The sequence below is a fragment of the Halorientalis pallida genome, from assembly GCF_049605515.1.
Taxonomy (GTDB): domain Archaea; phylum Halobacteriota; class Halobacteria; order Halobacteriales; family Haloarculaceae; genus Halorientalis; species Halorientalis pallida_A.
The window spans coordinates 39022-62574 of the sequence record NZ_CP187159.1 but is presented as its reverse complement, the minus strand read 5'-3'; the positions used below and the strand labels follow the sequence as shown (position 1 = coordinate 62574).

Below are 23553 nucleotides of genomic sequence, written 5' to 3'. Positions count from 1 at the left end.
TCCGCCCTCTTACCTGCTTTGGCCGACCGTTGCCAGATCGCTCGTTCAGGACTCGACAGTTTCGGCCAGGACGCGCTTCACGACGTGTGGGTCCTCCAGCAACTGGTGTTCCGTGTAACTCCCCTCCGCACTCCCGCCGCTGTGTCGTGACTGTTCGATGATGTCCAGGAAGGCGTGTTCTTTCAGCAGGTCCCGGACCCGGCGCAAGGAGAGCGGGTCGGCACCCTCCTGGCGACAGATCTGCTGGTACACGTCGAACACGCGGGTCGTCCGGAAGGCTTCCTCGTCGGTCTGGTCGAGCGAGAGGACGGTCAGCGCCTGCAGGACGTGCCGGGAGTGTGGCGTCGAGCCCCGGATGAGTTCCCGGAACCGGTCGGTCTCGGCCCGCTCGCGGGCCTGAATCACGAACTCCTCGCGGACGGTCCCCACGTCGTTGGACTGGGCGATCTCGCCGGCGTACCGGAGGATGTCGATGGCCTTCCGGGCGTCGCCGTGTTCCTTGGCCGCCAGTGCCGCCGCTCGTGGCACGACCGATTCTTCGAGGACGCCCTCCCGGAACGCGTCGCTCCGGGCGTCCATGATCGCGCGCAACTGCGTCGCGTCGTACGGTGGGAACACGAACTCCCGCTCACAGAGGCTGGACTTGACCCGCTCGTCCATCCGGTCTTTGTACTTGATCTTGTTGCTGATGCCGATCACGCCGATCTTGCAGTCCTCGATCTTGCCGGCCTCGCCCGCCCGCGACAACTGCATCAGGATGTCGTCCGAATCGAGTTTGTCGATCTCGTCCAGGATGACCAGCGCCACGTCCAGGCGGGCGTCGAGGATCGACCAGAGCCGCTTGTAGTACGTCGCCGTGCTGATCCCGCGGTCGGGAATCTTGATCTCGGTCGCCTCGCGGTCGTTCAGCGCGCTGGCGATGGTCTGGACCGCCTGGGTCTCCGTCGAGTCCTGCGCGCAGTCGACGTAGGCGAACCCGGCCGTCACTCCCTCCTCGTCGGCGGTCCGGATGAGCCGCTGGGACACGTACTTCGCACAGAGGGACTTGCCCGTGCCCGTCTTCCCGTAGATGAGGATGTTGCTGGGGCTCTGCCCGAAGATCGCGGGGTTGACGGCGTTGGCCAGCTGGCTGATCTCCTCGTCGCGGCCGACGATCCGGCCCTCGTCCGGGAGGTGGTTGATCTCCAACAGCTCCTTGTTCGCGAAAATCGGGTCCTCCCGGATGAACAGATCGTCGGATTCGGACATCCTCTCACACCGGGTTTCCGGTGGACCCGACTTTACTTTTTCCCCGAGAGCTACACACCGAGTTTCCGGTGAAATCGTCCTACAGGAAGCCCAGTGGGCGTCTGTTAGCCCGCACCCGATTCATCGGAAAGTATACTATTTTTCCGATATACGCCGGCTATCTCACCCGAATCGATTCACCGGAAACCCGGTGTCGGAACACGTATCTGACCGACAGCCGATAATAATCCGACACAGAGAGCTAAGAAATATTATATTAACACACCCCGTTTCCGGTGAAATACCCTCAGAGATCGCATCAGGAGCGTATGGGATCGCGTTCCATATCTCGGCATCTATTACATATTTCTGTCACGATTGGCGTTTTCGCTCGCTGTAAACGCGATTTCACCGGAAACCCGGTGTGTCCGAACACCGTCGATCTCGTGGTAGTCGGGGACTACAACGTGTGCCGTGCCCGACTGTGCGTGATTCACACACGTCTGGTAATATCTGTGTTCGGAGGTCTGGATCGGGCACTTTCACCGGAAACCCGGTGTGTGTAGGAGACGTTTACCCGTCGCTCGGGTGGACGGCGCGTCGTCGCGTTCGGAACGGAAGGGGCGGGAATCGAACCACGCGGGGCCTCACGGCCGCCGTCGGACCGGAGGTCACGACGGTGCTCTGCCACTGAGCTACCCTTCCACCGCGTCACTGCCGACACGGCACCGTAGTCGTCGTCTCCGGGACGTATCGTTATGCGGCGTTTTCGCCTGTGGAACCGTTCGCGAGGAATAGTCTCACCCGAGTATCCACGTGCCGTCGGTTCCATCACCAGAATCGTCGCGTGTCGTACCCGGCGAATAACAATGGGAACCTCGGTCGAGCGTCCAGACGGGCCCATTCGATGGGCCTCACAGTTGCGTGACGTGCCACACAGCTGCGGAGCGATTCGCCACTGTCCAACTTGGGGGAGTCTGCCGGACCAGACCAGGCATCCGATGGTTCCCCGCTGTCGTCACCTCACGCGCCGGCACGTGTGCGAGTCACGTGCCATCGCCTCTTTCCCTGCGTTCGTCCGGCCACTCGCGACGTGTCACCGCAGCCGCCGACCCGTAGGAGGTCCTTACGCCTTGATCCACCGATACCGGCGGTTTCGGGGCGCTTTCCGGGACCTTACACGTGGGTATAAACGGTGTGTACCGCCGGCGGGCCGCTCGAATTTCACTTTCGGACGTTTCTGGCCGAAATTAGCCGACGGCAATCGGTCCGAACGGTCGAGGTACTTAAGCACGGGCGGGGCGGGATATCGGGTGACCCTGGACGGGACCCAGGGACGGGTAACAATGAGACGCAGTTCAGACCAGGCCAGTGAGTGGTGGAACGCGAAGACACGGTCTCTCCGTAGCGGACACCCGCCGCGGATAGAGGTATTTCTCCGGTCGTTCGCCCCGCCTATCGGCGTGCGCGAGCAACAGGAGGCGGTTCTGGAGCGACTAGCGGATCTGGAGCGCCAGGGCGTGGTGGAGACCGTCTCGGTCGACATCTGGGGGAAAGCCGTCTGTCCGGAGGGGCACTGTGGCGAAACCCACGCGGGTGAGCGCATCCTCGACCGGATCGACGAGTTCCGCGGCTGGGCGGCCGACGCGGAGGTGTCCGTCGAGTCGCCGTTCGAGGAGCGGTTCGTCACCTCGACGACGACAGACGAGCAGTTTCTGAAGATCGTCCTGCCACGGCTCTGTCTCGGCGTCTACGTCGACGACGACCTCCGACTCGTCCTCCCGTGCCAGCTCGAAGACGAGACGATCTCCGTCGAGTCGTTCCTCTCGGCGCTCGAATCCGCCCCGCGCGCCGAACGGATCGGAACCTCCGCCTGACCGTCGCGCCGGTCGCGGTGGACGTAGCCGAGCCATAACAAAGCCCGATTCGGCTGTAGGTTCGACCACTGATGTCTCGGCGTAGACACGACACGGAGCGGCGGCTACACGGGGCGAGCGGGCCATGAGTACCGAATCACCGTCCTGGGGCCGGCTGGGTAGAGCCGTCCGCGCGGTGCCGTTCGACCTCGTCCTCGTCGTGTCGCTCGTCCTGTTCGTCGCGACGAACCTAGGTGTCACGGCCGGCGATCCGCTCGTCCGTGCCCTGCTCGGCGTCCCGTTCCTGTTTTTCGCGCCGGGATACGTCCTCCTCGCGGCGCTCGTTCCCGACGCCGCACGTGCCGGCGAGTCACGGGTCACGCCCTCGACGTTCGGCGAACGCCTCTTGCTGGCGTTCGGCGCGAGCGTCACCCTGCTTCCGCTGTTCGCGCTCGTCGTCGCTGTCGCCGGTCCACTCTCCACGCCGCGGGTCGTGGCCAGCGTCGCGACCTTCGTCGTCCTCGGGACCGTCGTGGGCTGGATTCGCCGCCTGCGTCTCCCGGTGGAACGCCGGTACAGCGTCCCGACTGCCCGCTGGCTGTCCCGGGCCCGTGCGTTCCTGACCGGTGGCTCCGCACTCACAGTCGCGATCAACGTCACACTCGCGCTCAGCGTACTGCTCGGCCTCGGAGCCGGTGCGTACACCGTCGTGACACCCCAGCCCGACGCCCAGTACACCGAGTTCGCCCTGCTTACCGACAACGGGAGTTCGGAGTACGTCGGCGGTGACTATCCGACTACGCTCACGCGAGGGCAACCGGCTACCCTCACCGTCAGCGTCGAGAACCAGCGCCGCGAGGTCACCGGATACACCGTCGTCGCCGAACTCCAGCAGGTCCAGATCACCGACGACAACCGTATCCGCGTCCTCTCACAGTCGGAACGAAACCGGTTCTCCCGGACCGTCGGTCCCGGCCAGACGTGGTACCAGCCCCATCGGATTCGCCCACAGCAGGCTGGCACCAACCAGCGGCTCGTCTACTACCTCTATCGTGGGACCGCGCCGGACGACGCGTCCGCCGCGACTGCGGACCGGCACCTCCAGCTCTGGGTCAACGTCTCGACCGGGCTAGGAACCGCGAACGATACGTCCCAGCGCCGCTAGACCGAACAGCAGCACCGCGCCCGCACCGATCACGACGAGTGCCCACCGCACGGTCATCGGAACGTCACTGCCGGTTCGACTCGCGGGCGTCTCGGCCGTGGCAGTGTTCGCGACCGGCGGCCGTCCGCCGTTCCCGACCACGACCGTCCGACTTCGATTCCCGACCCGAACCGTGTAGGTCCCCGCCGCGTCGAACCGCTGGGTGAACGTCACTCGCCGGGACGCGTTGCGCCGAAGCCTGAACCGCTTCGCGTCGACGACGGTGTCGAACGTCCGGAGCCGGACGACTCCAGCCCCGTCCGCCCGACCGTCGTTCGTGACCGTGGCCCGTGCCGTCACCGACTCGCCGGGCGCGATCCGACCACTCGACAGCGACAGGTTCGAGACCACGAACGCCGGTCGTGGTCGCTCGACCTGGACGGTCGTCTCCGCGTCGTCCACGTCGACGGGCCACTCGCCTGGCCCCGGGAACGCGACCGGGATCTCCACGGTCCGGCGCTGACCCGCCTCGGCGAAGATCGTGTGATTCCGGAGGACGGTGTCGTTCCGCGTCTCGACCTCGAAGGTCCCCTCGCCGTCGCGGTGGCCCCGGTTCACGACTGTCGCACTGATCGTCCCGCTTCGGTTCGCGAACAGCCGCGACTGCTGGCTGAGGTTCGTGACGGTCAGTTCCGGTCGCGGGTAGCCGAAGGCGAGCGGGACCGTGCCCGACGTGGTGGCGTTCACTACCGCGTCCGACCCGTCCGGATATCCCGTGACGTTGGTGAGACGGTTCCACTTACCGCCGTAGTACGCGAGGACCTGGAGGTCGTCGCGCGTCACACCGTCGTCGCGCAGGTCGTCGCGTTCCGCGTCGAAGCTGTACGTCACCGTGAACGCACGACTGGGAGCTGTGGCAGTCGCGTTCACGTAGAGCAGCGGCCGGTCGAGCGTGGCCGGCGGCGACAGCTCGCCCCTCGCGGCCCGCGAGAGGTTCTCCAGCTCTCCGGCGACGGCGACGGAGAGATCGAACGTCGACGGCCCCCCGTAGGACTGGGCCGAGAGCCCGCGTAACTCGCCGTTGTCGACGCGTCCGACATCGCCCGGCGTCGCCACCCCAGCACTGCGTATCAGCCCCGTGTTCCGGAAGGTCACCCGGAACGTCGTCGCCGATTCCCGGGTCGCTTCGGCGGTCATGAACCCGAGCGGATTCTCGGCCGTGCCGTTCGATTGGTCCGCCTGTGCCGGCCGGGTACACTGCGAGCAGTCCCACCCGTTCGGTTCGCCACCGGTCGGCACAGCCGTCGCCGACCCCGGGAACAAGAGTCCGACGGTCAGCCAGAGTCCGACGAACACGAAGCTGCGTTTCCGTGGTGTCATGAGCGGCGATACTACGCCCGAGTTCGCCCCACCCGGGTATTGTTATGGCGTGCAAACTGAACCCGTGTTCACCGTCACCCCGTGATCGCCCGCCGTACCTGCCGGCGGACGGGTCCGAGTCCCGGCCGACCGTCCCACACCCAGACGCCCACCGCGAGGCTCAGCAGCAGGCTTTCGCCGGCCAGGTACAGCGTCCCGCGCGGCGTCGCCAGGAAGGCACCGAACCCGGCCACGAGGTCGCCCAGTTTCGCGATTCCGCCGGGTTCCACCCTCGGCGGTACCTCGACGAACGGGTACAGGAAAAACCCCAGCGCCGGCGACTCGCCGAGTAACACCGGGTAGAATACGTCGCCGGGGAGGTGCGAGAGGTAGCCGGCCGCGAACGCCACTCCGACCGCACCGCGGTCGACGGCCCGGGTCGCGATCAGCACGCTCACGATCACCGGGACGGCAAACGGGAGCGAGTGTCCGAGGGACCTGCCGGCGGGGAGAACCCCCAGCCACCACGCGAGCGGTTTGTCGATCAGGTCAGGGAGCTGTGAGCCGACGACCAGAGCGAGAGCGCCCACATCCGACGGCGGTCGGCGGCCGGTCGACCGGAGGGCCAGCGAGTACGCCACGTATCCGACGGCCGCGTGTTCCCACGGCCACATGCTATCGGCCCGCCGGCGCGGTGACGATCCGGTCACGCCGCACTCCGACACTGGGTGAGGGATCGTTTCGACGGCGTGGCTCGTCACGAGGGCGGACCGAAAAACGGGTCTTCATCGACTGAGGAGGGGAACGGCCCGCCCTTAGTAACACGGTGCATACCCGGGGTGCGGACACCCAACACTCAGGTGAAATCCACAGACCGACCGTAGCGAACGCGGAACGGACAGTTGGCCGGCGCTTCGCCGTTCCCACACCTCACCGCGCGGGTCCTTATACGATCGCGGGGCCGTAGTCGTCGCCGAACGCGAGGGAAGGGAACGGCTGAAACAAGTTCCCCATAACAATGCTCGCGTCGGCCTTCGAGGCGCAGGATGCACGTGTACAGGACGGCAATCGCGGCGGACGACCGGCACCCGTGGTAAGATGTACAGGAACCACACCATCGCGGTCGTCGTCCCCGCGTACAACGAGGCGGGGCTGGTCGGCGACGTGATCAGGACGGTCCCGGAGTACGTCGACCGCGTCTACGTCGTCGACGACGGGAGTACCGACGGCACGTGGACGGAGATCACCGCGGCCGCGACCGCGGTCGACGAGTCGACTGGGCCCACCGCGGCCGGTTTCGACGAACGCGTCGTCACGATCCGACACGAGCGGAACCGCGGCGTCGGCGGCGCGATCAAGACCGGCTACCTGCACGCACGCGAGGACGGCATCGACGTGACCGCGGTCATGGGCGGCGACGGACAGATGCGCCCCGAGGGGCTGGCCGCCGTGATCGACCCCATCGTCGAGGGACGGGCGGACTACGCCAAGGGGAACCGCCTGCACGACCCGAACACGGCGCGGGAGATGCCACGATTCCGTCTGCTCGGCAACCGGATACTGACGCTGTTGACGAAGATCGCCAGCGGCTACTGGGGGACGAGCGATCCGCAGAACGGCTACACGGCCATCTCGCTCGACGCGCTCGAAGCCGTCGAGGTCGAGGAGATGTACGAGTTCTACGGTTACTGTAACGACCTGCTGGTCAAGTTGAACGCCGAAGGCCTCCGGGTCGCCGACGTGCCCCGGGCGGCGGCCTACGACGACGAGGAGAGTCACATCTCGCTGTCGACGTACGTCCCCCGCGTCTCCACGATGTTGCTGACGAACTTCCTCGGCCGCCTCCGCGAGCAGTACCTCCGCGGTCCAGCCCATCCCGCGTGGCTCGCGTACGCTACCGGACTCCTCACGGGGACGGCTGGCGTCGGCCTGGCGCTCGCCGAAACGGTCGCCGACGACGGAACGACACGCAGTGTCGGCAACGCTCTCCTGCTGGCGGTCGTCGGCTGTCTCGCCTTCCTGCTGGGCGCGGTTCTCGAACGGGACCGGTTCGCCGACCGGACCGTCGTGGCCGACCCGCGGACCGTCGACGCCGACGAGCGGATCGAGGCCGACACGCCAACGACCGACGGCCACAAGCCCGAGGCCTCGGCGGACTGAGCGGGGGCCGTCTCCCGCGACGGCCACGAGTGGCCGCCAACGGCGACCGCGGACGAAGGCACGGCTTAGCCGTCGTTAGCGGGTCATAACCATATCCCCGCCACTGCTGGAAGCGACCGTGACGCGGCACTCATCTAGCCCCGGGTCTCCGACTCGCCGTCGGCTGTTACAGGCGCTCGCGGTCGGCACAGCGGGCGCACTCGCGGGCTGTTCGTTCCTCGACGCCGGGGAACAGACGCCCGGCCGGTCGCCACCGGCTGAAGTCACTCGGGACCCCGCGACCGGCCCGGCGGCTGGTGGCGTTCCGGCACGACTCGTGGCCGAGTACGACCGAACCGTCAACGTCGTCGAGGCCGGCGCCGACAACACCGGCTCGAAGCCCGTCGACGACGTCCTCCGGAGCGAGATCGACGACGACACGCTGCTGTACTTCCCGCGCGGTGAGTACCAGTTCGCCGAACCGGTCGAGCGTCCGTCCGTCTCGACCCTCGGCCTCGTCGGGGACCGCGCGCTCTTTCGCCCGCCGGAGGGGTTCGCGCAGGCACTGCTGGTGTTCGGCGTCGGCGGGACGGCGACCGACCTCCGGGTGCAGGGAATCGACTTCGACGTGACGGCCGACCGGACCGGCGCACGACCGCTGTACTGCGCCGTGGACGACGGCTTGCTCGTCCGCGACGTGACCGTCCAGGGACGACAGGACGTGGACCAGGACAGCGTGCGGTTCGACGTGACCAGCGAGGAGGGGACTGGTCGCGTCGAGAGCCTTCGGCTCCCTCACGGCGGCTCGACCGAGTTCCCGAACACCGGCATCTACGTCGGCGAGGACAGCGTCGGCGAACTCTCCTTCGTCGACTGCGAGGTCGGCGGCTGGCCGGACAACGGCCTCTACGCCTCCTCGGCGAGAGGCCCCGTCAGGGTTATCGGCGGCCACTACGCGAACAACGGTATCGCCAGCGTCCGCGTCAGCGGCGACAGCGTCGTGCGGAACGTCCGGGTCTCCTGCGACGCCACCCGCGAGGGGCTCGAGAACATGCGCGGCATTCGCCTCCGCAAGGGCGGTGACGTACTCGTCGACAACGTGCGGGTCGAGATCCGGTCGGTCACCGAGAGCGACGGCGCGATCACGATGGCCGAGTGGTTACAGTCGGCGACGGTCCGCAACTCCCGGCTCCGGACCGACGTGGACGACGTGCCGGCGATCAACGCGAAACAGCCGGGCGAGGAGGCCCGGCGGGCGACCGGCGCTGCGTCTCTCACCGTCGAGAACGTCCGCGTCGTCGGTGGGGCGGGCGGCGACGCCGCGATCACGGTCGCCGGCCGGGACGGCTGTCGCTTCGACCGGCTCTGTGTTCACCAGGGCGGTCGACAGCGCAACGGCATCCGGCTGACGAACTCGACGGGACACGTCCTGACCGACAGCACCGTCGACGTGACGGGCGATCCCCTCGTTCTCGACAACGCGACCGCCCGGCGTCGCGGCTTCGACACCGTCGCCGCGCTCTCCCGCTGTCTGTGAGGCTCGTTCTCGATGCTCGGCGAGGGTAGACGCCGATGGATTTAGTAGTACACACATCGTAGAGTACAACGAGTGATGCGGAGTAATACGACGGAACCCGAGGTCGTACGCGTCTCCCAGAAGGGGCAGGCGACCATTCCGAAGCCGCTCCGGGAGAAATTCGGGATCGAGACGCCGGGGGAGGTGTTCGTCTACGAGGCGGACGACCGCATCGTCATCGAGCCCGTCCCGTCGCTCGAGGAACTCCACGGCATCCACGCCGGCGAGGACGAACCCGGCGCGGTCACGGCGAAAGTGCGCGAGCTGAGAGCCGCGGAGAAGGAGCGCGAGGACGAGCGTGCCGAGGCGTTCCGACCGTCGACCGAGGAGTGAGATGCCGGGGTGGCACCGATGAGCGACGCCGTCGTGTTCGACACCGAAGCGATCATCGCGTTTCTCTACGACGAACCGGGACACGAACGGGTCGGCGAGCTACTGCCGGCGGTCGAATCCGGTGACGCACGTGGCCTGCTCGCGGGAGCCAACGCGAGCGAAGTGTACTACCTCGTGGCCCGGTTCGAGGGGACGGCCGACGACGAGCCGACGCCCGACTCCCGCCGCGCGGCCGACCGTGACCTGCGAACGCTCCGTCGTGCGGGCGTGAGCGTGGAACGTGCCGACTGGCAACTCGTCGGGGAGGTGAAAGCCGGCGGGCACATCTCGCTGGCCGACGCCGCCGCCGTCGCGCTGGCCGCGACCGAAGACGCGACGCTCGTCGTCGGCGGCGACGAAGACTTCGAGTCGCTCCCGGTCACGGTCGACGTCGAGCGGTTCCGCGACCACGGCGTGTGAGTCGGGGAGAGAGGGCTGTGGCGGAGACCAGTTCACCGCACCCGCTTGTAGAGCCGCGAAACCAGCGCCATCGGCCGGGTGCTGGCTTCCATGCTGTAGAACGTCACCAGCTCCGGCGCGAACTTCGCTTTGTAGTCGGCGATGCGCCGGTTGTTGGCGCCGACGAGGTCGTAGGTCTCCCGGCCGCGGTCTCGGGCCGCGCGCATGACGTGCCAGTCCAGCAGGTCGTTGACCGGCACGTCGGCGTCGGGTTTGACGCCCCCTTGCCAGCGGTAGATCGTGTCTCCGGACTCCAGCGTGATCAGCCCCCCAGCGAACGACCCGTCGAGACGGATCTCGTAGGGACGCAGGACCCCCTCCGGAAGCGCATCGTACAGGTCCCGGACGTACGCCGGAGTCACGAGATAGGTCTCGTTCTGTTGCTCGTGGCGCGCGATGACCTGCTCGATGATCCGGTCGATTGCGTCGTGGCCACTCTCACGGACTTCGACGTTGTCCGGCGGATCGCGGACGTTCCGTCGCGCGTCGCTACTGAACGAGTCCAGCAGTACGTCGGGCTCGGGCGTCAGATCGACGACGTAGGAGTGACGTGGAACCACCTCGAACCCCCGCCAGGCGAACTGACGGGGATCGTCGAATCGGGGCGCCGTCCGAACGTTGACGTAACTGGGTGCGAACCGGTCCCCGAGACACGACAGCGACGCGCCCAGAAACGAGCGTCGGCGTCGCTCGTGGGCCGCACGCGGCCCTCCGGAGCGGTCAAGCAGTACCGGACCGAGATACGGGATCTTGTGATCGGGGACGGGTGAGAACAACGTCGTCACCGGCCCGCGGGACCGCTCGAAGATCGGAAAGAGACCGACGGGGTGGTCGTCCTGATAGCCGACGAACGGGTGTACAGTCGCGTCGGATCGGTCGGCGAGGACCTGCAAACACTCGTACTGGTGAAAGGGCGTCGCGCCGGCGGAGCGGGCACAGAGGGAGTTCCAGCGGGCCGCCGGGACCGTCCGCGTGAGCCGCGTCCGGATGGTGCGGTCAGACGTCTTCGAGGTAGCCCAGGTTGGCGAGGTGCTGTTCGACGGTGTGGCTGTCGCGCTGTCGGATGTCTCGTGCATTGAATTCGGGGTAGGTCTGGCTGTCGAGCCGTTCGACCAGCGGGAGCGTCCGGCCGTCCATTCGCTCGCTGGGCGGAACGCCGAGCGTCGAGAGCACCGTCGGTGCCACGTCGAAGATGTGCGGGCGGTCCGCGGTCTCCATGGCCGCCGGTGTCACGTCCTCGCCCGCGGCGATCAGGACGCCCGTCCGCTTGTGGTTCCAGGGCTCACGCGGCGTATCGAACCGCTCGCCGCGGAGCGACCCCGCGAGAAAGTGTTCGAACCCCGCGGGCACGACGACGATGTCCGGCGCGGCTTCGAGATAGGGGCCCTCGTACACGTCTTCACGCGGCCGCACGGCCTGAAACACCGGCCGCCCCTGTGGCGTCTCGACGGCCGACAGCGCCTCGATCAACTCGTCGCGAACCCGGTCGTAGTCGGCAGGGTCGACGACCCCCTCGGGTTCTCGGCCGGCGAGGTTGATCCGGACGCCCAGTTCGATTCGCGACCGCATGTACGCCGTCGAGGCCGGGAAGTCGACCCGCTCGGTGCCGGCCCTGATCGCGTCGGTCGGGGCGAGTGCGGTGACGGCGTCGGCCAGCCCGAGCGGTTCCAGCACGCGCTGGACGCGCTGACTGGTGACCCCGACGCGAGCGGCCGCCGAGGCCAGCCGTTCGAGCGTGGTCGGGTCACGCTCGTCCGGTTCGTCGCCGTTGCGGAGCTGGTTGCGCGCGATGGCGTCCCAGGACGGCATCCCCTCGCCGCCGGCCGTGGCGGTCACGTCCCCGCGCTCCCGCAGGAAGTCGTTGACGCGGAACTCGTAGCCCCCGTACTCACCGATCCCGTGGTCGCTGACGACGAACACGTTCCGCGGGTCGCAGGTCTCCAGCACCCGGCCGACGGCGTCGTCGACGGCGGCGTAGACTCGCTCGACGGCTTCCTGGTCGCCGGGGCGTTCGTGAAACACCGTATCCGTCACCTGGAACTGGAGGAAGCCGAAGTCCGGTTCGTGTTCCGCGACCAGGTTCTCGAAGACCCGGCCGCGGGACCTCGCGAGTCGCTCGAACGCGCTCACCTGCTCGTCCCGGGACGCCTCGCTGGCCTTCGGCGGGTAGATCTCGTACTCCGCTGCGTCGGCCGCTGTGAGGGCATCGTCGGGGACACAGGTCGGGTCCTCGGGCGCGACGTAACCCGGGACGACCGCGCCGTCGATAGGCCGTGGCGGATGTGTGACGGGGACGTTGACGACGACCGACTCGCCGCCTTCGCGGTCCAGCAGTTCCCAGAGGGCGAACTCGTCGACGTCCGACCGGTCGACGACCGTCCAGTCGTACCCCTCGAAGGTGAGAAAGCCGTAGACGCCGTGCTTGCCTGGATTGACACCGGTGTAGATCGAGGGCCAGGCACTGGGCGTCCACGGCGGTAACTGTGACGTGAGTCCGCCGGTGTACCCCCGTCTGCACAGCGACGCCAGCGCCGGAACCACCCCGTCGTCGAGTAGCGGTTCCAGCACCGGCAGACAGGCGCCATCCAGACCCAGCAACAACGTCCGCATCCCTGACGAACGGCCTGCTGTCATCGGTCTCCCTTGTGCCACCGCCGGTATTGTTATGGGATGTTTTGTCAGACCTGCACGGCGAGGTCACCGCGAGGCGGTCCGATAAGACACACTTACCACCCGTATTTCAGCGGGGACGTGTGCCGCCGAATCGGTGGCTCGGGGACTGCGGCACGCCACGGCGACGACCGCGCGGTAGCCGGAACCTACTCGTGCTGGCGACTAGCCCGCAAGTACCTCGACACCGAGGCGGGCCCATCGTTAGCGAACTGTGGTGTAGACGAGGCGTTGTGGCCCCGTACTGGTCAGAACCATTATGTATTTACTATCTGCCTACCCGGACATGGCACGTCGCCAAGACGACAGTGATTGTCGGAAAGAACGGCTTATCGAGAGACGGTCGCTGCTGAAGGCAGTCGGCGGCACGACCGCGGCCCTCGGAGCGTCGGGTCTCCTCGGGGCCGCCGGTGCCCAGGAAGGGAGCCAACAGGGCAGTCAGGGGAGCGAGGTCGACTTCACGGACACCACCGTCGACCTGGGCCAGGAAGGGCTCAGCGACGGTGACCTGATCGACCCCTATCTCGACGACCACCTCTCGTCGGGCACGCTGGTCAAGATCCCGGCCGGGGAGTACGCCTTCGAGGGCGAAGGCCTCGCCGGCGACTACGAGAACGCGGCGCTGGTCGGCTCGACGAAAGGCGTCGTGTTCAACCGGCCCGAACCCGAGGAACTCGTCCGACCGGACATCTTCGCCGAGAGCGGGACGGTTCGGCTGGAGAACATCACGGTCAAAGGCAAGAAGGGACAGGAGCAGTCCCGCTGGCGCGTCGGCGCGGCTCGGGACGCCCGCATGGAGTGTATCAACGTCAACATGCCCGACGGGACCGTCGATGGCTCCGACTCTACGGGCCTGTACGCCGGAACCGACCACGCGGGCACGCTGTGGATCCGCAACTGTTACTTCTCGATGTTCGGGAACGTGGCCTGCTACGTCTCCGACCCCTACAAGGGCGAGAACGGCCCCGTCATCGTCGAGAACTGCGACTTCGTGAACACCGGGATGGCCGCCGTGCGCTTCGCCTCCGACGGGAGCGTCATGCGCGACTGCTACTTCGAGGCGACCGAACGCGCCCCCGCCGGCAACACCGGCTGGAACCAGCGCGGCATCAAGATCGACGACGCCGGCACCGACGTGGTCATCGAGGACACCGACTTCAACTGGTCGGACACCGGCGCGATGGCGATCAAGTTCGACGAGGACGGCCAGGGCGGCGGCGGCGTCCTCCGGAATCTCCGGGTCTACAACGACGGCGGCACCACCTTCTCCGTCGAGTGGGACATCGAAGGCCACTGGTCGGGCGAGAACATCCACCTCTCCGGCGACGCCGACCACTACGCACCCGACCACTTCCAGACGGTGACCGGAAGCCAGGCCGAGCGCCCCGACACGGAGTACTCGATCTGGAAACCCATCGGCGCGAACGTCGAACCGAGCGGCCCCGGCGCGGGTGCCGGTTCCGGTTCGAGTGACGGCGGGAGCGGCGACGAGGGCGGTAACGACGACGAAAGCGGAGACGACGAGGACAGTCAGGAACCGCTCGACCACGAACTCGTCTTGCAGGCGAGCGACGACAACCCCGACAAGAACTGCAACGTCCGGTTCACGACGAGCGGGCCGATCCAGTTCGCCGACGAAGCCGAACCCAACACCGACGAGATCACCGAGAACGACGACGGGACCTTCACCGCGACGAGCATCCGGATGAACCCCGGCGCGCTCGACTCGTACACCTTCGACGGCGAGATCGAGAGCTTCGAGATCTCCAGCGGCTACGACGTGACCGTCGAACTGGACGGCGAGGAGACGACCTTCGCCGAGATCATCGGTGACGGCGACGCTGGGAACGGACCCGGCGACGGGAGCGAGTCCGGCGGTTCCGGTGACTCCGGCAACGGGAAGGATAGCTCCGAGGGCAATGGCGGTAACGGCGGCAACGCCGACCCGCGCCAGAAGATCCTCGTCATCGACGGCACCGGTGACGCCGAGGAGATCGCCAAGTACGAGTTCAGCGTGAGCGGCACGGCGACGCGTGACGCCGGCCGGTCGATGACCGTCGACGGTGGCCTCCCCTGGGACCGCATGACCGACCACGTCAGCGACGGCACCGTCGTCGGCGTCGTCGGGAACGGCAAAGACGCCTTCCGTTTCACCGGCAGTCTGGAAGGGATCAGCGTCGATGGCAACGCCGGCGTGAAGATTCTGGAGGCCTGAACATGAGCGAGTCCGAAACCGTCGACTGGCGCTCCATGCCGGCCGATCCAGACCCGGACGACCTCGGGTACGACCCGCTCGAACTCGACATCACCGAGTCCTCTGCGGACGGCGGCCACTACGTCATCCTCCCCCACGACGAGGAGTTCCTCCGTGACGACGCCTTCATCGTGGCCGACTCCGACGCCGTCGTCTCGCTCGACGACCGGAACTGAGCGACCTCGCCAGCCCGTGCCCCGCTGACGGTCGGCTGCTACGTTGGCTTCTGTGGGCTATTTTTCGCTGGTCCGGCACTCACACGCCCGGTAAGCGTGCAAAAACAAAGTAGATACGAGGGTGACTGAGCCGACAGCCGGGCAGTCGGGCGACACGGCGTCTCCCGGCGGGTTCCGTCGGCGCATCGACCCGGCGGCGCTCACCCGGAGTCGACAACTATGAGCTACGACCACTACCTCGATCAGCGAAAACTGATACTGACCGTGGCGACGACGGGCGGCGTACACGGCAAAGACGCCAATCCCAACCTCCCGGAACAGCCCACGGAGATCGCGAGACAGGTCAGGGAGTGTGAGAAACTGGGGGCTGCCATCGTCCACGTCCACGGTCGCGACGAACACGGCGAGAACGATCCGGAACGGCTCCAGGCCGTCAACGACGCCATCCGCGACCGCTGTGACGACATCATCATCCAGAACACCACCGGCGGCCAGAGCCCCTACGAGAACCGCGTGGCCGGTATCCGGACCGATCCGCCGCCCGAGATGGCCAGCCTCGACATGGGTCCGTTCAACCGCGGCCAGCACATCATCACCGAACACACCCGGAACAATATCGAATCGCTGGCCCGCGAGATGCAAGACAAAGGCATCAAGCCCGAACTGGAGGTGTTCAACAACGGCCACCTCAACGAGACCTACCGCCTCATCGAGAAGGACATCCTCGACCCACCGTACTACATCAACGTCATCCTCGGCCCCGGGACCTTCACCGTGCCGCGACCGAAGAACCTCCTCAACATGGTCGAGAACCTCCCCGCCGAGAGCCAGTTCAACGTCCTCGCGACCGGCCCCCACCAGCTCCCGCTGACGACGATGGGTGCCCTCCTCGGCGGACACGTCCGCGTCGGCATGGAGGACAACCTCTACTTCGAGCGCGGCGAACCGGCCCAGAGCAACGCCCAGCTCGTCGAACGGTCCGTCGAGATCATCGACCACCTCGACCGCGACCTCGCGACGCCCGACGAGGCCCGCGAGATGCTCGGGATGGAGTAATTTGGAGGGGGTCGGCGATTCCGCGACGCGCCGGTAGCAGTGTGTTACTGCGTCAAAGACCTACATAACATTGTATCGGTCGACAACAGACCAACCTATGACGTGTCCGTATCTGGAGTACCGTCGCTCGGACGGCGACATGGAGTTCGACCACGAACGACCCTACTGCGGCGTCACCGAGGAGTTCGTCTCCCCGATGAAAGCCGACATCTGTAACGACCGCTTCGAGTTCGACCACGAGTGCGACTGCGAGCTGTACAAGGAACACGTCGAAGAGGTCGTCGGGGAAGCGCCGGCTGACGACGATTGAGAGAGTTACGATACCCACACCGGATTTCGAGTTAAATGTCCAGCTAGAGGGGCTAAACGGGCTTGTTAGATCGAAATCCGTTGTCCCGAAAGCTTTGCTGTAGCAACTGCGGTTGGATTACAAACAGGAACTGGGTTCCGGTCAGCTTCGCGAATGCATTCTGGACACCGTTTCCGCATCCCACATCAATCGATGTTCCTTGTACGACCCCGTGCCTTTCCCCCCGTGATTGGAGCGGTTTTCAGTCACTTCCAGAAATGCCAACTCCTTGAGTAACTGCCGTACACGGTCTTTCGTGAGCGTGTCCACGCCTTCTTTTCGACAAACCCGCTCGTACGCGTCGATAATTTGTGTCGTCCGGAACCACTGTCGTTCCTTGTTCTGTTTCGTGAGTGCGGCCAACCCGTTGAGGACGTGTCTAGAGTGACTCGGTAAACCAGAAACCAAGTCACGGAGACGCTCAGCCTCAGCGGACGCACGAACTTCGAGGAGATGCTCTTCACGGACCATATCTGCGCCGTTGTTTTTCGCGTAGTCGCCCGCGTATCGCAGCAATCGCATCGCCTTCCGTGCATCGCCGTGCTCTTTGGCCCCGAGTGCCGCCGCTCTCGGGATCACTCCATCTTCCAATGTTCCAGCTTTGAATGCGTCAGTTCTGTTTGCCAATATTTCACGGAGTTGTGTAGCATCGTACGGGTCAAAGACGTATTCAGTATGCCCAAACGAGCTTTTCGTCCGCTCGCTCATCTGATCCCGGTAATTTATTTTGTTCGAGATGGCGATGACACCGATAGGTGTGCTGACTGAGCCGGATTCGGCCGCTCGCGATAGTATCATAAGTATATCATCATTCTTGAGCCGATCAATCTCGTCGAGAATGAAGACTGCAGCATCGTATTGTGCATCCAGAACAGTCCACAACCGATTGAAATACTCGTTTTCGGAGATTCCACGTTCCGGGAACGTTACAGAACTATCGGCAGGAGTGATCTGCTCACCCAGTTGTTGCAACGTGTCTGAATTCCCTTTCGCCTGGGAGCAGTTCGCATAGCCGGTCGCCAATGCGTTGCCTCGACGCGTCGCTTCCCGTTTACTTCGCTGTACTACGTGCTTGGCGACGAGCGATTTACCTGAACCGGTCTTCCCATAGATCATCACGGAATTCGGTGGTGCACCGGATACGGCTGGTCCGATCTCGCCCGCTATCATCCGAATTTGTTCATCTCGACCCACGATCCGGTCCTCTGTGGGTAAGTGATCGATGGTCACGAGTTCCCGACGTTCGAAGATGCGATCTCCTCCGGAGGGCTCTACGGACTCGAAGAGTGGATCCGGTTCACGATCGAAACCGTCGTCAGCGGGCATGAGGTTAGTTGCAACCGCCTATCTTAAGTATATTTGGACTGGATTTCGAGTTATATCCGACGTTTCGTGTGTCTCAGTCTTCCGAATGTTGGATTAGAAGTGTATACTCGAACCTACTCACACACACCTAGTTTCGAGTTAAGATGTGATCAGTCGGGAACGGAATTATGTCTCTCAGAGGGACACCGAGTTTCGAGTTATATTCAGTAGATAGATGCAGGCACTACAGAATTTGCTGCATCTATCAAGAGTTCCGGATTTGCATTCTCTATAATTCTATCTAGACTAGAGGTATCTATACTAGAGAGTAGACACCTAGTTTCGAGTTAAAAATTACTTGTTTTACCGAGGGAACGCATTTCAGCCACTCTCCTGCCATTCAACTACCCTCGTTTTCCCTATAACTCGAAACTAGGTGTGTGTCTCCCCTCACGGAATGGTGGTTGCACTATTGACATTCGATAGACAAAACGCGAGTATACGTCCCGTATCCCAGATAACGCGCCCATACTTTTCTCGGAACACGGGGACGGCCGTCACATGAAAGCCGTCGTACTCGCGGCCGGGGAAGGCACGCGGCTCCGCCCGTTGACCGAAGACAAACCGAAGGGCATGGTCGAGGTCGACGGCCGGCCGATCCTGACCCACTGTTTCGAGCGGCTCGTCGACCTGGACGCCGACGAGCTCCTCGTGGTCGTGGGCTACCGGAAGGAGGACATCATCAGCTACTACGGCGACGAGTTCCGCGGCGTCCCGATCACCTACGCCCACCAGCGCCGCCAGCAGGGGCTCGCCCACGCCCTCCTCACGGTCGAGGAGGAGATCGACGACGACTTCATGCTGATGATGGGCGACAACGTCTTCGACGCGAACCTCCGGGACGCCGTGCGCCGCCAGCAGGAAGACCGCGCCGACGCCGCGTTCCTGGTCGAGGAGGTTCCCCGCGAGGAGGCCAGCCGGTACGGCGTCTGTGACACCAACGATTACGGCGAGATCGTCGAGGTCGTCGAGAAACCCGACGCGCCGCCCTCGAACCTCGTGATGACGGGATTCTACACGTTCACGCCGGCTATCTTCCACGCCTGCCACCTGGTCCAGCCCTCGGACCGCGGCGAGTACGAAATCACCGACGCGGTGAACCTCCTGCTCCAGAGCGGCCGGACCATCGACGCCATTCCCCTCGAAGGGTGGCGGCTGGACATCGGCTACCCCGAAGATCGCGAGGAGGCAGAACAGCGACTCCGGGCCGACCAGCCGGAAATTAGCCAGTAATCGCACACTGACCGAACACATGAGCCAGCAACTCGACCCCACCGAGGCCGCGACCGATCCCGACCCGACTATCGAACACCAGGCCGAGGGCGAGACCTACCGCATCCGCCGCATAGTGCCCGAAGACGTGGACGGATATCTCGACCTCCATCGCGACACCGAACTCGAACTCGGCGGCAGTCGCGAGTGGTTCGCCTGGAAGTTCGAGGGCCAGCCGTATCTCGTCCACACGCCGGTATTCGTGGCCGACCACGAGGGCGACGTGGTCGGGGCACGGCCGTTCGTCCCCTTCCGACTCCGGGTGGGTCCCCGAACGATGATCGGTTTGCAGACCGCCGACACCGTGGTCCACCCCGACCACCGCGGACGCGGCCTGCTCTCGCGGATGAACGACCTCGCGTTCGCCTACTACCGGCGGCGCGAACCGGAACTGCTGTTCGCGATCCCCAACGCCAGGTCACGGCCGGCCTATCTCGACATGGGCGCGCGGACGGTCGGGCCGATCCGAACGTGGCTCCGGATCGAACGACCGTCGACGTACCTCGACGAGAAACTCGGTTCCTGGGCCCCCGACGGCACGGCGTCCGTCCTCGACGGGCTCAGCGGCGGCTACCACCGCCTTCAGGACCGACGACGGAACGGCCACGACCGTGCCGACATCGCGGTCGAACGACAGCCCGGCGTCCCGACCGAGACGCTGGCCGATATCGCCGCCCTCCCCCAGCCCGACGTGATCCACGTCCGCCGTGACCGGGCGTTCTACGACTGGCGCTTCGAGAATCCCAACTGGGAGTACGACGGCTACATCGCACGCCGGGACGGCGATCCCGTCGCCGGTCTCGTCGCGGGCACCCGTCAGTTCGCGGAACGGACCGAAACCAGGATCGCGGACGTGGTGCCGCTGGCGGGCGAGACGCGGCGTCCTGCGGTGGCCGCGCTATTCGAGCGATTGCTCCGGACTCACCCAGAGACCGACGTGTTCGCGGTCGCCGGGTCGGGGCTCCCGGCCGACCTGCTCCGGTCGTTCGGCTTCCAGCCCGACGACGGGCTGGCCCTCTCGTCGCTCGCGAACTCGACCGTTCTCATCACGATGCCGCTCACACCCGAGGACGCCCCCGATCCCTGGACCGTCGAGGGCCGGGACATCGCCGACCCGGACAGCTGGGATCTGCCGTTCTGTGAACACAACACCGGTTGATCCACCACGCCTCCGGTCCGGTTCGACTACTCCGGCTTCGATCCGTCGGTCGCGACCGCTTCCCTCGCAGTCTCCCCAGCCCCTCGCGCCTCGGCGGCGACCTGCCCCATCGTTCGGACGCGTAGATCGGAACGGGCTCGAACCCGTGCGAGGTGTTCGAAGATCGCTTCCATCCGCGCCACGTCCCGCGGCGTGACGAGGTTGTTCGGGTGCAGCCACATGTGGAACACCCCGTCGGTCGCCGCCGCCTCGTCGATGCCGCGTCTGGCCAGTATCGCGACCGGATCACCGACGACCGCTTCGGCGAGCGAGCGGGCCGGCCCCTCGACGGAGAACAGGAACAGCGAGGCCGGCAGATCGACCAGCCCGAGCGAGTCCTGGCGTGGCTCGACCAGCGGCGGGGCGGTAGTGCCGACTGCGGCCCGCAAGAGCCGACCCACAGCCCCGTAGCCGTCCGCCCGGGCCGTCGGTGCCTGCCCCCGGTAGCAGGTGATACCGTGATCGGCGAGCGCCTGCAGATTGCCGACGTTGTTCCGCGGGAACACGAACGACCGCGGCCGCCGGTCGAGCCCCCACTCGCGAGCCGCCTCGACGGCCGCCGACAGCTCCGCGTCGGCCAGCCGCGCAGTGGTCCCGTCCGCACCCAACTCGACGTGTGAGAACGTGTGCAGTCCGATCTCGTGATCCGCGTCGGCCGCCTCGATTCGGTCGATCAGTCCGTCCCCGAACCGCAACGATGGCGGCATGCGGTCGTCGCCGCGCTCGTGATCGAACCACCCCGGCGGTGCGGGGTGGTCGGCGTGGTGGCCGGCACACTCGTCCAGGAACAGGTGGCCGACCACGGCCCACGTCGCCGGGACGCGATACTCGTCACACAGGTCGAGCAGGGTTCGCCAGCCGCGCCGTGCGCTGGTGAGACGGTCGCGGGGCGGCTCCGCGAAGTCGTGAAATCCCCAGCCGAGTTCCGCGTCGACGGAGAGGACGACGGTCCCCATTGTCCCCAGTGCTACCGTAGCCGGCCACTTCGTTACGGTCGGAAAAACCGTGATACGCGGAAAATACCGTTTACCTTCCGGCTGTGTTCCGGCGGCACCCCGGCTACCGGGGAGACGCGTGTCTCGGGTTCGGTCTCCCCCTGGAGTGCCAGCGGTCGCGGGCGGTCCGACGGACCAGTAGCGCCCCGACGTGACCGCGGCCGGGACAGGTGCGGTATAACAAAACCGTTACCCGTGGTAAGCCACGGCTCACCGGGGGCGTGCCGGGCCGGTGACGGCACCGTCGCGGGACCGAGTGCCCCCGGGGGTGAGAACGTGACCGAGACACGGATCGGCCAGCACTGTGAGATCGCATCGTCGGTCGAGTTCCTGTCGCCGGGCGCGGACGAACGCGCGCCCCGGATCGGCGACGGCGCGACCATCAGATCGGGGACCGTCGTCTATCCCGACGTGTGGATCGGTCGAAACTTTACGACCGGCCACAACGCAATCGTGCGGGAGGACACGACCGTGGGCGACGACGTGATCCTCGGGACCAACGCCGTCCTCGACGGCACCTGCACCGTCGGCGACGCCGTGAGCATGCAGACCGGCGTCTACGTGCCCCCCGAGACGACGGTCGGCGAGGGCGTCTTCCTCGGCCCCCACGCCGTGCTGACCAACGATCCCTACCCCCTCAGGACGGACGTGGAACTGACCGGTCCGACGATCTCGGCACACGCCTCGATCGGCGCGAACGCCACGATCCTCCCGGACGTGACCGTCGGTGAGCGGGCCTTCGTCGCCGCCGGCGCGGTCGTCACCGAGGACGTGCCGCCGGAGACGCTCGCCGCCGGCGTCCCCGCCGAACACTACCCGCTTCCGGAGGAGCTGGAGGGCGAAAACGAGCGTTGAAAGTCGAGAAGATCCAGACCCCGATCAGTTCGAGACCGACACGTCCTGCGTGGCCTCGGCACGGTCGGCCGCGGCGTCACGGATCGCTTCCATCAGCCGGATCGTCCAGCCGGCCTCCGCCAGCGGAACGGGTGGCTCGCGGTCGCCGGTGAGTGCCAGCGCCTCGGCCTCGAACTGGTAGGCGTGGGCGTCGAGTTCCGTCTTCGTCTCCCAGTCGTCGTTGCGGCGGCGTGCGATCACGCGCCGGAGGTTCGCCACGTTGCCGCCGAGCCGGGCGAGCGCACGGTCCACGTTACTCCGGGCGCGAGCGATTGCGGAGGCCGAATAGTCCCGATCCAGGGTCACCAGCGTCTGTGCGATCAGATCGGCGATCAACACGCCGTCCTCGCCGTGGACGGTGACGCTCTTGTCGGGCACGCGACCGGGCGTCAGCGTCGCGCTACAGAGCAGGTCCTCCCGACTGCAGTACTGGACCTTCGCCCCGTCGTAGGTGAACGGACGCTCGTACTCGTTGCGGCAGTGCGTGACCACCTGCACGTCGTCCTCGGCGCGGGGATACCCGCCCACGCGGAGCAACAGGTAGAGTGGGTGTGGCAGTCCCTCCTCGAACTCGCCGCCGGGGAGGTCGAATGCCCACTCGCCACGGCGCACGTCGTCGGGATAGGTCTGTCCGGTGTATCGGACGTCGACGGCCCGTACCTCGCCCACCGCGTCCCCCTGGAGCGCCGTCGTCAGTTCCCGCATCGCCGGGTCGAAGACGTGGTTGTGGACCGCCGAGACGTGGACGCCGTGTTCGCGTGCGGTCTCGGCGAGCTGTTCGTACTCCTCGGCCGTTTCGGTGATCGGTTTCTGGATCAACACCGGAATCCCGGCTTCGATGGCCTTCGTCGCCAGTTCCAGATGCGTGCCGACCGGCGTACAGAGGTGTACCCAGTCGAGGTCGGCCTCGGCGAACATCGTCTCTGCGTCCGTGTAGCCGGTGACTCCGTACTCCGCGGCGACCGCCCGAACGCGGTCGGCGTCGATGTCGCAGAAGGCTGCGAGCGTCGTCACGGGTAGTTCGTCGAGCCCGTCGAGGTGGTTGTCCGAAACCGTCCCGCCGCCGACGACGGCTGTGCGTAGGGACATGCGCGTGGCTCGGGTGCCCGGCCCTCATTGTTATTGCCGGCCAACACTCGATAAGCACCCGCAACCGAGTGTGAGCGCCCGACGGCGACAGCTCGACGCGAAC

21 protein-coding genes and 1 tRNA gene are annotated in these 23553 nt (G+C 65.9%); 13 read left to right on the top strand and 9 right to left on the bottom strand.

Annotated elements, in window-relative coordinates; translation table 11 throughout:
- Positions 1-45 precede the first annotated feature (45 nt).
- Positions 46-1248, bottom strand: a complete 1203-nt coding sequence (locus ACOZ4N_RS20375) for an orc1/cdc6 family replication initiation protein (protein ID WP_424019988.1) — start codon at positions 1246-1248, stop codon at positions 46-48.
- A gap of 594 nt (positions 1249-1842) precedes the next feature.
- Positions 1843-1932: transfer RNA gene (locus tag ACOZ4N_RS20370), tRNA-OTHER, on the bottom strand.
- 53 nt (positions 1933-1985) lie between these two features.
- Between ACOZ4N_RS20370 and ACOZ4N_RS20365 the strand changes: the two genes are divergently transcribed.
- Both ACOZ4N_RS20365 and ACOZ4N_RS20360 read left to right on the top strand, forming a co-directional pair.
- Positions 1986-3104, top strand: coding sequence for an HTH domain-containing protein (locus ACOZ4N_RS20365; RefSeq protein ID WP_424019987.1), 1119 nt, complete (start codon positions 1986-1988; stop codon positions 3102-3104).
- A 124-nt stretch (positions 3105-3228) separates the two neighbouring features.
- The gene (locus ACOZ4N_RS20360; RefSeq protein WP_424019986.1) at positions 3229-4248 is read left to right on the top strand and encodes a DUF1616 domain-containing protein; all 1020 of its coding nucleotides are present in this window, start codon (positions 3229-3231) and stop codon (positions 4246-4248) included.
- On the opposite strand, the gene ACOZ4N_RS20355 is transcribed toward ACOZ4N_RS20360, so the two are convergent.
- The gene (locus ACOZ4N_RS20355; RefSeq protein ID WP_424019985.1) at positions 4213-5607 is read right to left on the bottom strand and encodes a hypothetical protein; all 1395 of its coding nucleotides are present in this window, start codon (positions 5605-5607) and stop codon (positions 4213-4215) included. The two genes, ACOZ4N_RS20360 and ACOZ4N_RS20355, sit on opposite strands and share 36 nt — an antisense overlap.
- Positions 5608-5681: 74 nt before the next feature.
- Entirely contained in the window at positions 5682-6296 is a 615-nt protein-coding gene (locus tag ACOZ4N_RS20350; protein ID WP_424019984.1) for a metal-dependent hydrolase, read from the bottom strand.
- Between the two features lie 388 nt (positions 6297-6684).
- Between ACOZ4N_RS20350 and ACOZ4N_RS20345 the strand changes: the two genes are divergently transcribed.
- The 4 genes from ACOZ4N_RS20345 to ACOZ4N_RS20330 all read left to right on the top strand — a co-directional run bounded on the left by ACOZ4N_RS20345 (position 6685) and on the right by ACOZ4N_RS20330 (position 10093).
- Positions 6685-7746 (top strand): glycosyltransferase family 2 protein, encoded by a 1062-nt coding sequence (locus tag ACOZ4N_RS20345; protein ID WP_424019983.1) that lies wholly within the window; start codon positions 6685-6687, stop codon positions 7744-7746.
- A gap of 118 nt (positions 7747-7864) precedes the next feature.
- Positions 7865-9262, top strand: a complete 1398-nt coding sequence (locus ACOZ4N_RS20340) for a hypothetical protein (protein WP_424019982.1) — start codon at positions 7865-7867, stop codon at positions 9260-9262.
- A 75-nt stretch (positions 9263-9337) separates the two neighbouring features.
- Positions 9338-9634, top strand: coding sequence for an AbrB/MazE/SpoVT family DNA-binding domain-containing protein (locus ACOZ4N_RS20335; protein WP_424019981.1), 297 nt, complete (start codon positions 9338-9340; stop codon positions 9632-9634).
- Between the two features lie 18 nt (positions 9635-9652).
- The gene (locus tag ACOZ4N_RS20330) at positions 9653-10093 is read left to right on the top strand and encodes a PIN domain-containing protein (protein ID WP_424019980.1); all 441 of its coding nucleotides are present in this window, start codon (positions 9653-9655) and stop codon (positions 10091-10093) included.
- Positions 10094-10125: 32 nt separating this feature from the next.
- Here ACOZ4N_RS20330 and ACOZ4N_RS20325 read toward each other — a convergent pair whose 3' ends face one another.
- Entirely contained in the window at positions 10126-11208 is a 1083-nt protein-coding gene (locus tag ACOZ4N_RS20325; protein ID WP_424019979.1) for a lipid II:glycine glycyltransferase FemX, read from the bottom strand.
- Positions 11129-12766, bottom strand: coding sequence for an alkaline phosphatase family protein (locus tag ACOZ4N_RS20320; RefSeq protein ID WP_424019978.1), 1638 nt, complete (start codon positions 12764-12766; stop codon positions 11129-11131). Before ACOZ4N_RS20320 ends, ACOZ4N_RS20325 begins: the two co-directional genes overlap by 80 nt.
- Before the next feature lie 322 nt (positions 12767-13088).
- Here ACOZ4N_RS20320 and ACOZ4N_RS20315 point away from each other — a divergent pair, with 322 nt between their 5' ends.
- The 4 genes from ACOZ4N_RS20315 (at position 13089) to ACOZ4N_RS20300 (ending at position 16598) form a co-directional block, all read left to right on the top strand.
- Positions 13089-15017 carry a hypothetical protein gene (locus ACOZ4N_RS20315; RefSeq protein WP_424020072.1) on the top strand — a complete coding sequence of 643 codons (1929 nt, stop codon included), beginning with the start codon at positions 13089-13091 and terminating at the stop codon, positions 15015-15017.
- 2 nt (positions 15018-15019) lie between these two features.
- Complete coding sequence (locus tag ACOZ4N_RS20310) at positions 15020-15232, top strand: hypothetical protein (protein ID WP_424020071.1); 213 nt, start codon at positions 15020-15022, stop codon at positions 15230-15232.
- 219 nt (positions 15233-15451) lie between these two features.
- Positions 15452-16288 (top strand): 3-keto-5-aminohexanoate cleavage protein, encoded by an 837-nt coding sequence (locus ACOZ4N_RS20305; RefSeq protein WP_424020070.1) that lies wholly within the window; start codon positions 15452-15454, stop codon positions 16286-16288.
- Between the two features lie 97 nt (positions 16289-16385).
- Positions 16386-16598, top strand: coding sequence for a hypothetical protein (locus ACOZ4N_RS20300; protein ID WP_424020069.1), 213 nt, complete (start codon positions 16386-16388; stop codon positions 16596-16598).
- A gap of 141 nt (positions 16599-16739) precedes the next feature.
- On the opposite strand, the gene ACOZ4N_RS20295 is transcribed toward ACOZ4N_RS20300, so the two are convergent.
- Complete coding sequence (locus ACOZ4N_RS20295; protein ID WP_424020068.1) at positions 16740-17963, bottom strand: orc1/cdc6 family replication initiation protein; 1224 nt, start codon at positions 17961-17963, stop codon at positions 16740-16742.
- 540 nt (positions 17964-18503) lie between these two features.
- Here ACOZ4N_RS20295 and aglF point away from each other — a divergent pair.
- Both aglF and ACOZ4N_RS20285 read left to right on the top strand, forming a co-directional pair.
- Positions 18504-19235: a UTP--glucose-1-phosphate uridylyltransferase AglF gene (gene aglF / locus ACOZ4N_RS20290; protein WP_424020067.1), complete on the top strand. Its 732-nt coding sequence runs from the start codon at positions 18504-18506 to the stop codon at positions 19233-19235.
- Between the two features lie 19 nt (positions 19236-19254).
- Positions 19255-20433, top strand: coding sequence for a GNAT family N-acetyltransferase (locus ACOZ4N_RS20285; RefSeq protein ID WP_424020066.1), 1179 nt, complete (start codon positions 19255-19257; stop codon positions 20431-20433).
- 26 nt (positions 20434-20459) lie between these two features.
- Here the strand turns inward: ACOZ4N_RS20285 and ACOZ4N_RS20280 are convergent, their stop codons facing one another.
- Positions 20460-21428, bottom strand: a complete 969-nt coding sequence (locus tag ACOZ4N_RS20280) for a polysaccharide deacetylase family protein (RefSeq protein ID WP_424020065.1) — start codon at positions 21426-21428, stop codon at positions 20460-20462.
- Between the two features lie 348 nt (positions 21429-21776).
- Between ACOZ4N_RS20280 and ACOZ4N_RS20275 the strand changes: the two genes are divergently transcribed.
- Positions 21777-22322, top strand: a complete 546-nt coding sequence (locus tag ACOZ4N_RS20275; RefSeq protein ID WP_424020073.1) for an acyltransferase — start codon at positions 21777-21779, stop codon at positions 22320-22322.
- A 24-nt stretch (positions 22323-22346) separates the two neighbouring features.
- On the opposite strand, the gene ACOZ4N_RS20270 is transcribed toward ACOZ4N_RS20275, so the two are convergent.
- Complete coding sequence (locus ACOZ4N_RS20270) at positions 22347-23450, bottom strand: Gfo/Idh/MocA family protein (protein WP_424020064.1); 1104 nt, start codon at positions 23448-23450, stop codon at positions 22347-22349.
- Positions 23451-23553 lie beyond the last annotated feature (103 nt).

Bases quoted from the DNA above. Each gene is read 5' to 3' on its own strand.
- ACOZ4N_RS20375 (WP_424019988.1), bottom strand. From the start codon at position 1,248: ATGTCCGAATCCGACGATCTGTTCATCCGGGAGGACCCGATTTTCGCG.
- ACOZ4N_RS20365 (WP_424019987.1), top strand. From the start codon at position 1,986: ATGCGGCGTTTTCGCCTGTGGAACCGTTCGCGAGGAATAGTCTCACCC.
- ACOZ4N_RS20360 (WP_424019986.1), top strand. From the start codon at position 3,229: ATGAGTACCGAATCACCGTCCTGGGGCCGGCTGGGTAGAGCCGTCCGC.
- ACOZ4N_RS20355 (WP_424019985.1), bottom strand. From the start codon at position 5,607: ATGACACCACGGAAACGCAGCTTCGTGTTCGTCGGACTCTGGCTGACC.
- ACOZ4N_RS20345 (WP_424019983.1), top strand. From the start codon at position 6,685: ATGTACAGGAACCACACCATCGCGGTCGTCGTCCCCGCGTACAACGAG.
- ACOZ4N_RS20335 (WP_424019981.1), top strand. From the start codon at position 9,338: ATGCGGAGTAATACGACGGAACCCGAGGTCGTACGCGTCTCCCAGAAG.
- ACOZ4N_RS20330 (WP_424019980.1), top strand. From the start codon at position 9,653: ATGAGCGACGCCGTCGTGTTCGACACCGAAGCGATCATCGCGTTTCTC.
- ACOZ4N_RS20325 (WP_424019979.1), bottom strand. From the start codon at position 11,208: ATGCACGAGACATCCGACAGCGCGACAGCCACACCGTCGAACAGCACC.
- ACOZ4N_RS20320 (WP_424019978.1), bottom strand. From the start codon at position 12,766: ATGACAGCAGGCCGTTCGTCAGGGATGCGGACGTTGTTGCTGGGTCTG.
- ACOZ4N_RS20315 (WP_424020072.1), top strand. From the start codon at position 13,089: ATGGCACGTCGCCAAGACGACAGTGATTGTCGGAAAGAACGGCTTATC.
- ACOZ4N_RS20310 (WP_424020071.1), top strand. From the start codon at position 15,020: ATGAGCGAGTCCGAAACCGTCGACTGGCGCTCCATGCCGGCCGATCCA.
- ACOZ4N_RS20305 (WP_424020070.1), top strand. From the start codon at position 15,452: ATGAGCTACGACCACTACCTCGATCAGCGAAAACTGATACTGACCGTG.
- ACOZ4N_RS20300 (WP_424020069.1), top strand. From the start codon at position 16,386: ATGACGTGTCCGTATCTGGAGTACCGTCGCTCGGACGGCGACATGGAG.
- ACOZ4N_RS20295 (WP_424020068.1), bottom strand. From the start codon at position 17,963: ATGCCCGCTGACGACGGTTTCGATCGTGAACCGGATCCACTCTTCGAG.
- aglF (WP_424020067.1), top strand. From the start codon at position 18,504: ATGAAAGCCGTCGTACTCGCGGCCGGGGAAGGCACGCGGCTCCGCCCG.
- ACOZ4N_RS20285 (WP_424020066.1), top strand. From the start codon at position 19,255: ATGAGCCAGCAACTCGACCCCACCGAGGCCGCGACCGATCCCGACCCG.
- ACOZ4N_RS20280 (WP_424020065.1), bottom strand. From the start codon at position 21,428: ATGGGGACCGTCGTCCTCTCCGTCGACGCGGAACTCGGCTGGGGATTT.
- ACOZ4N_RS20270 (WP_424020064.1), bottom strand. From the start codon at position 23,450: ATGTCCCTACGCACAGCCGTCGTCGGCGGCGGGACGGTTTCGGACAAC.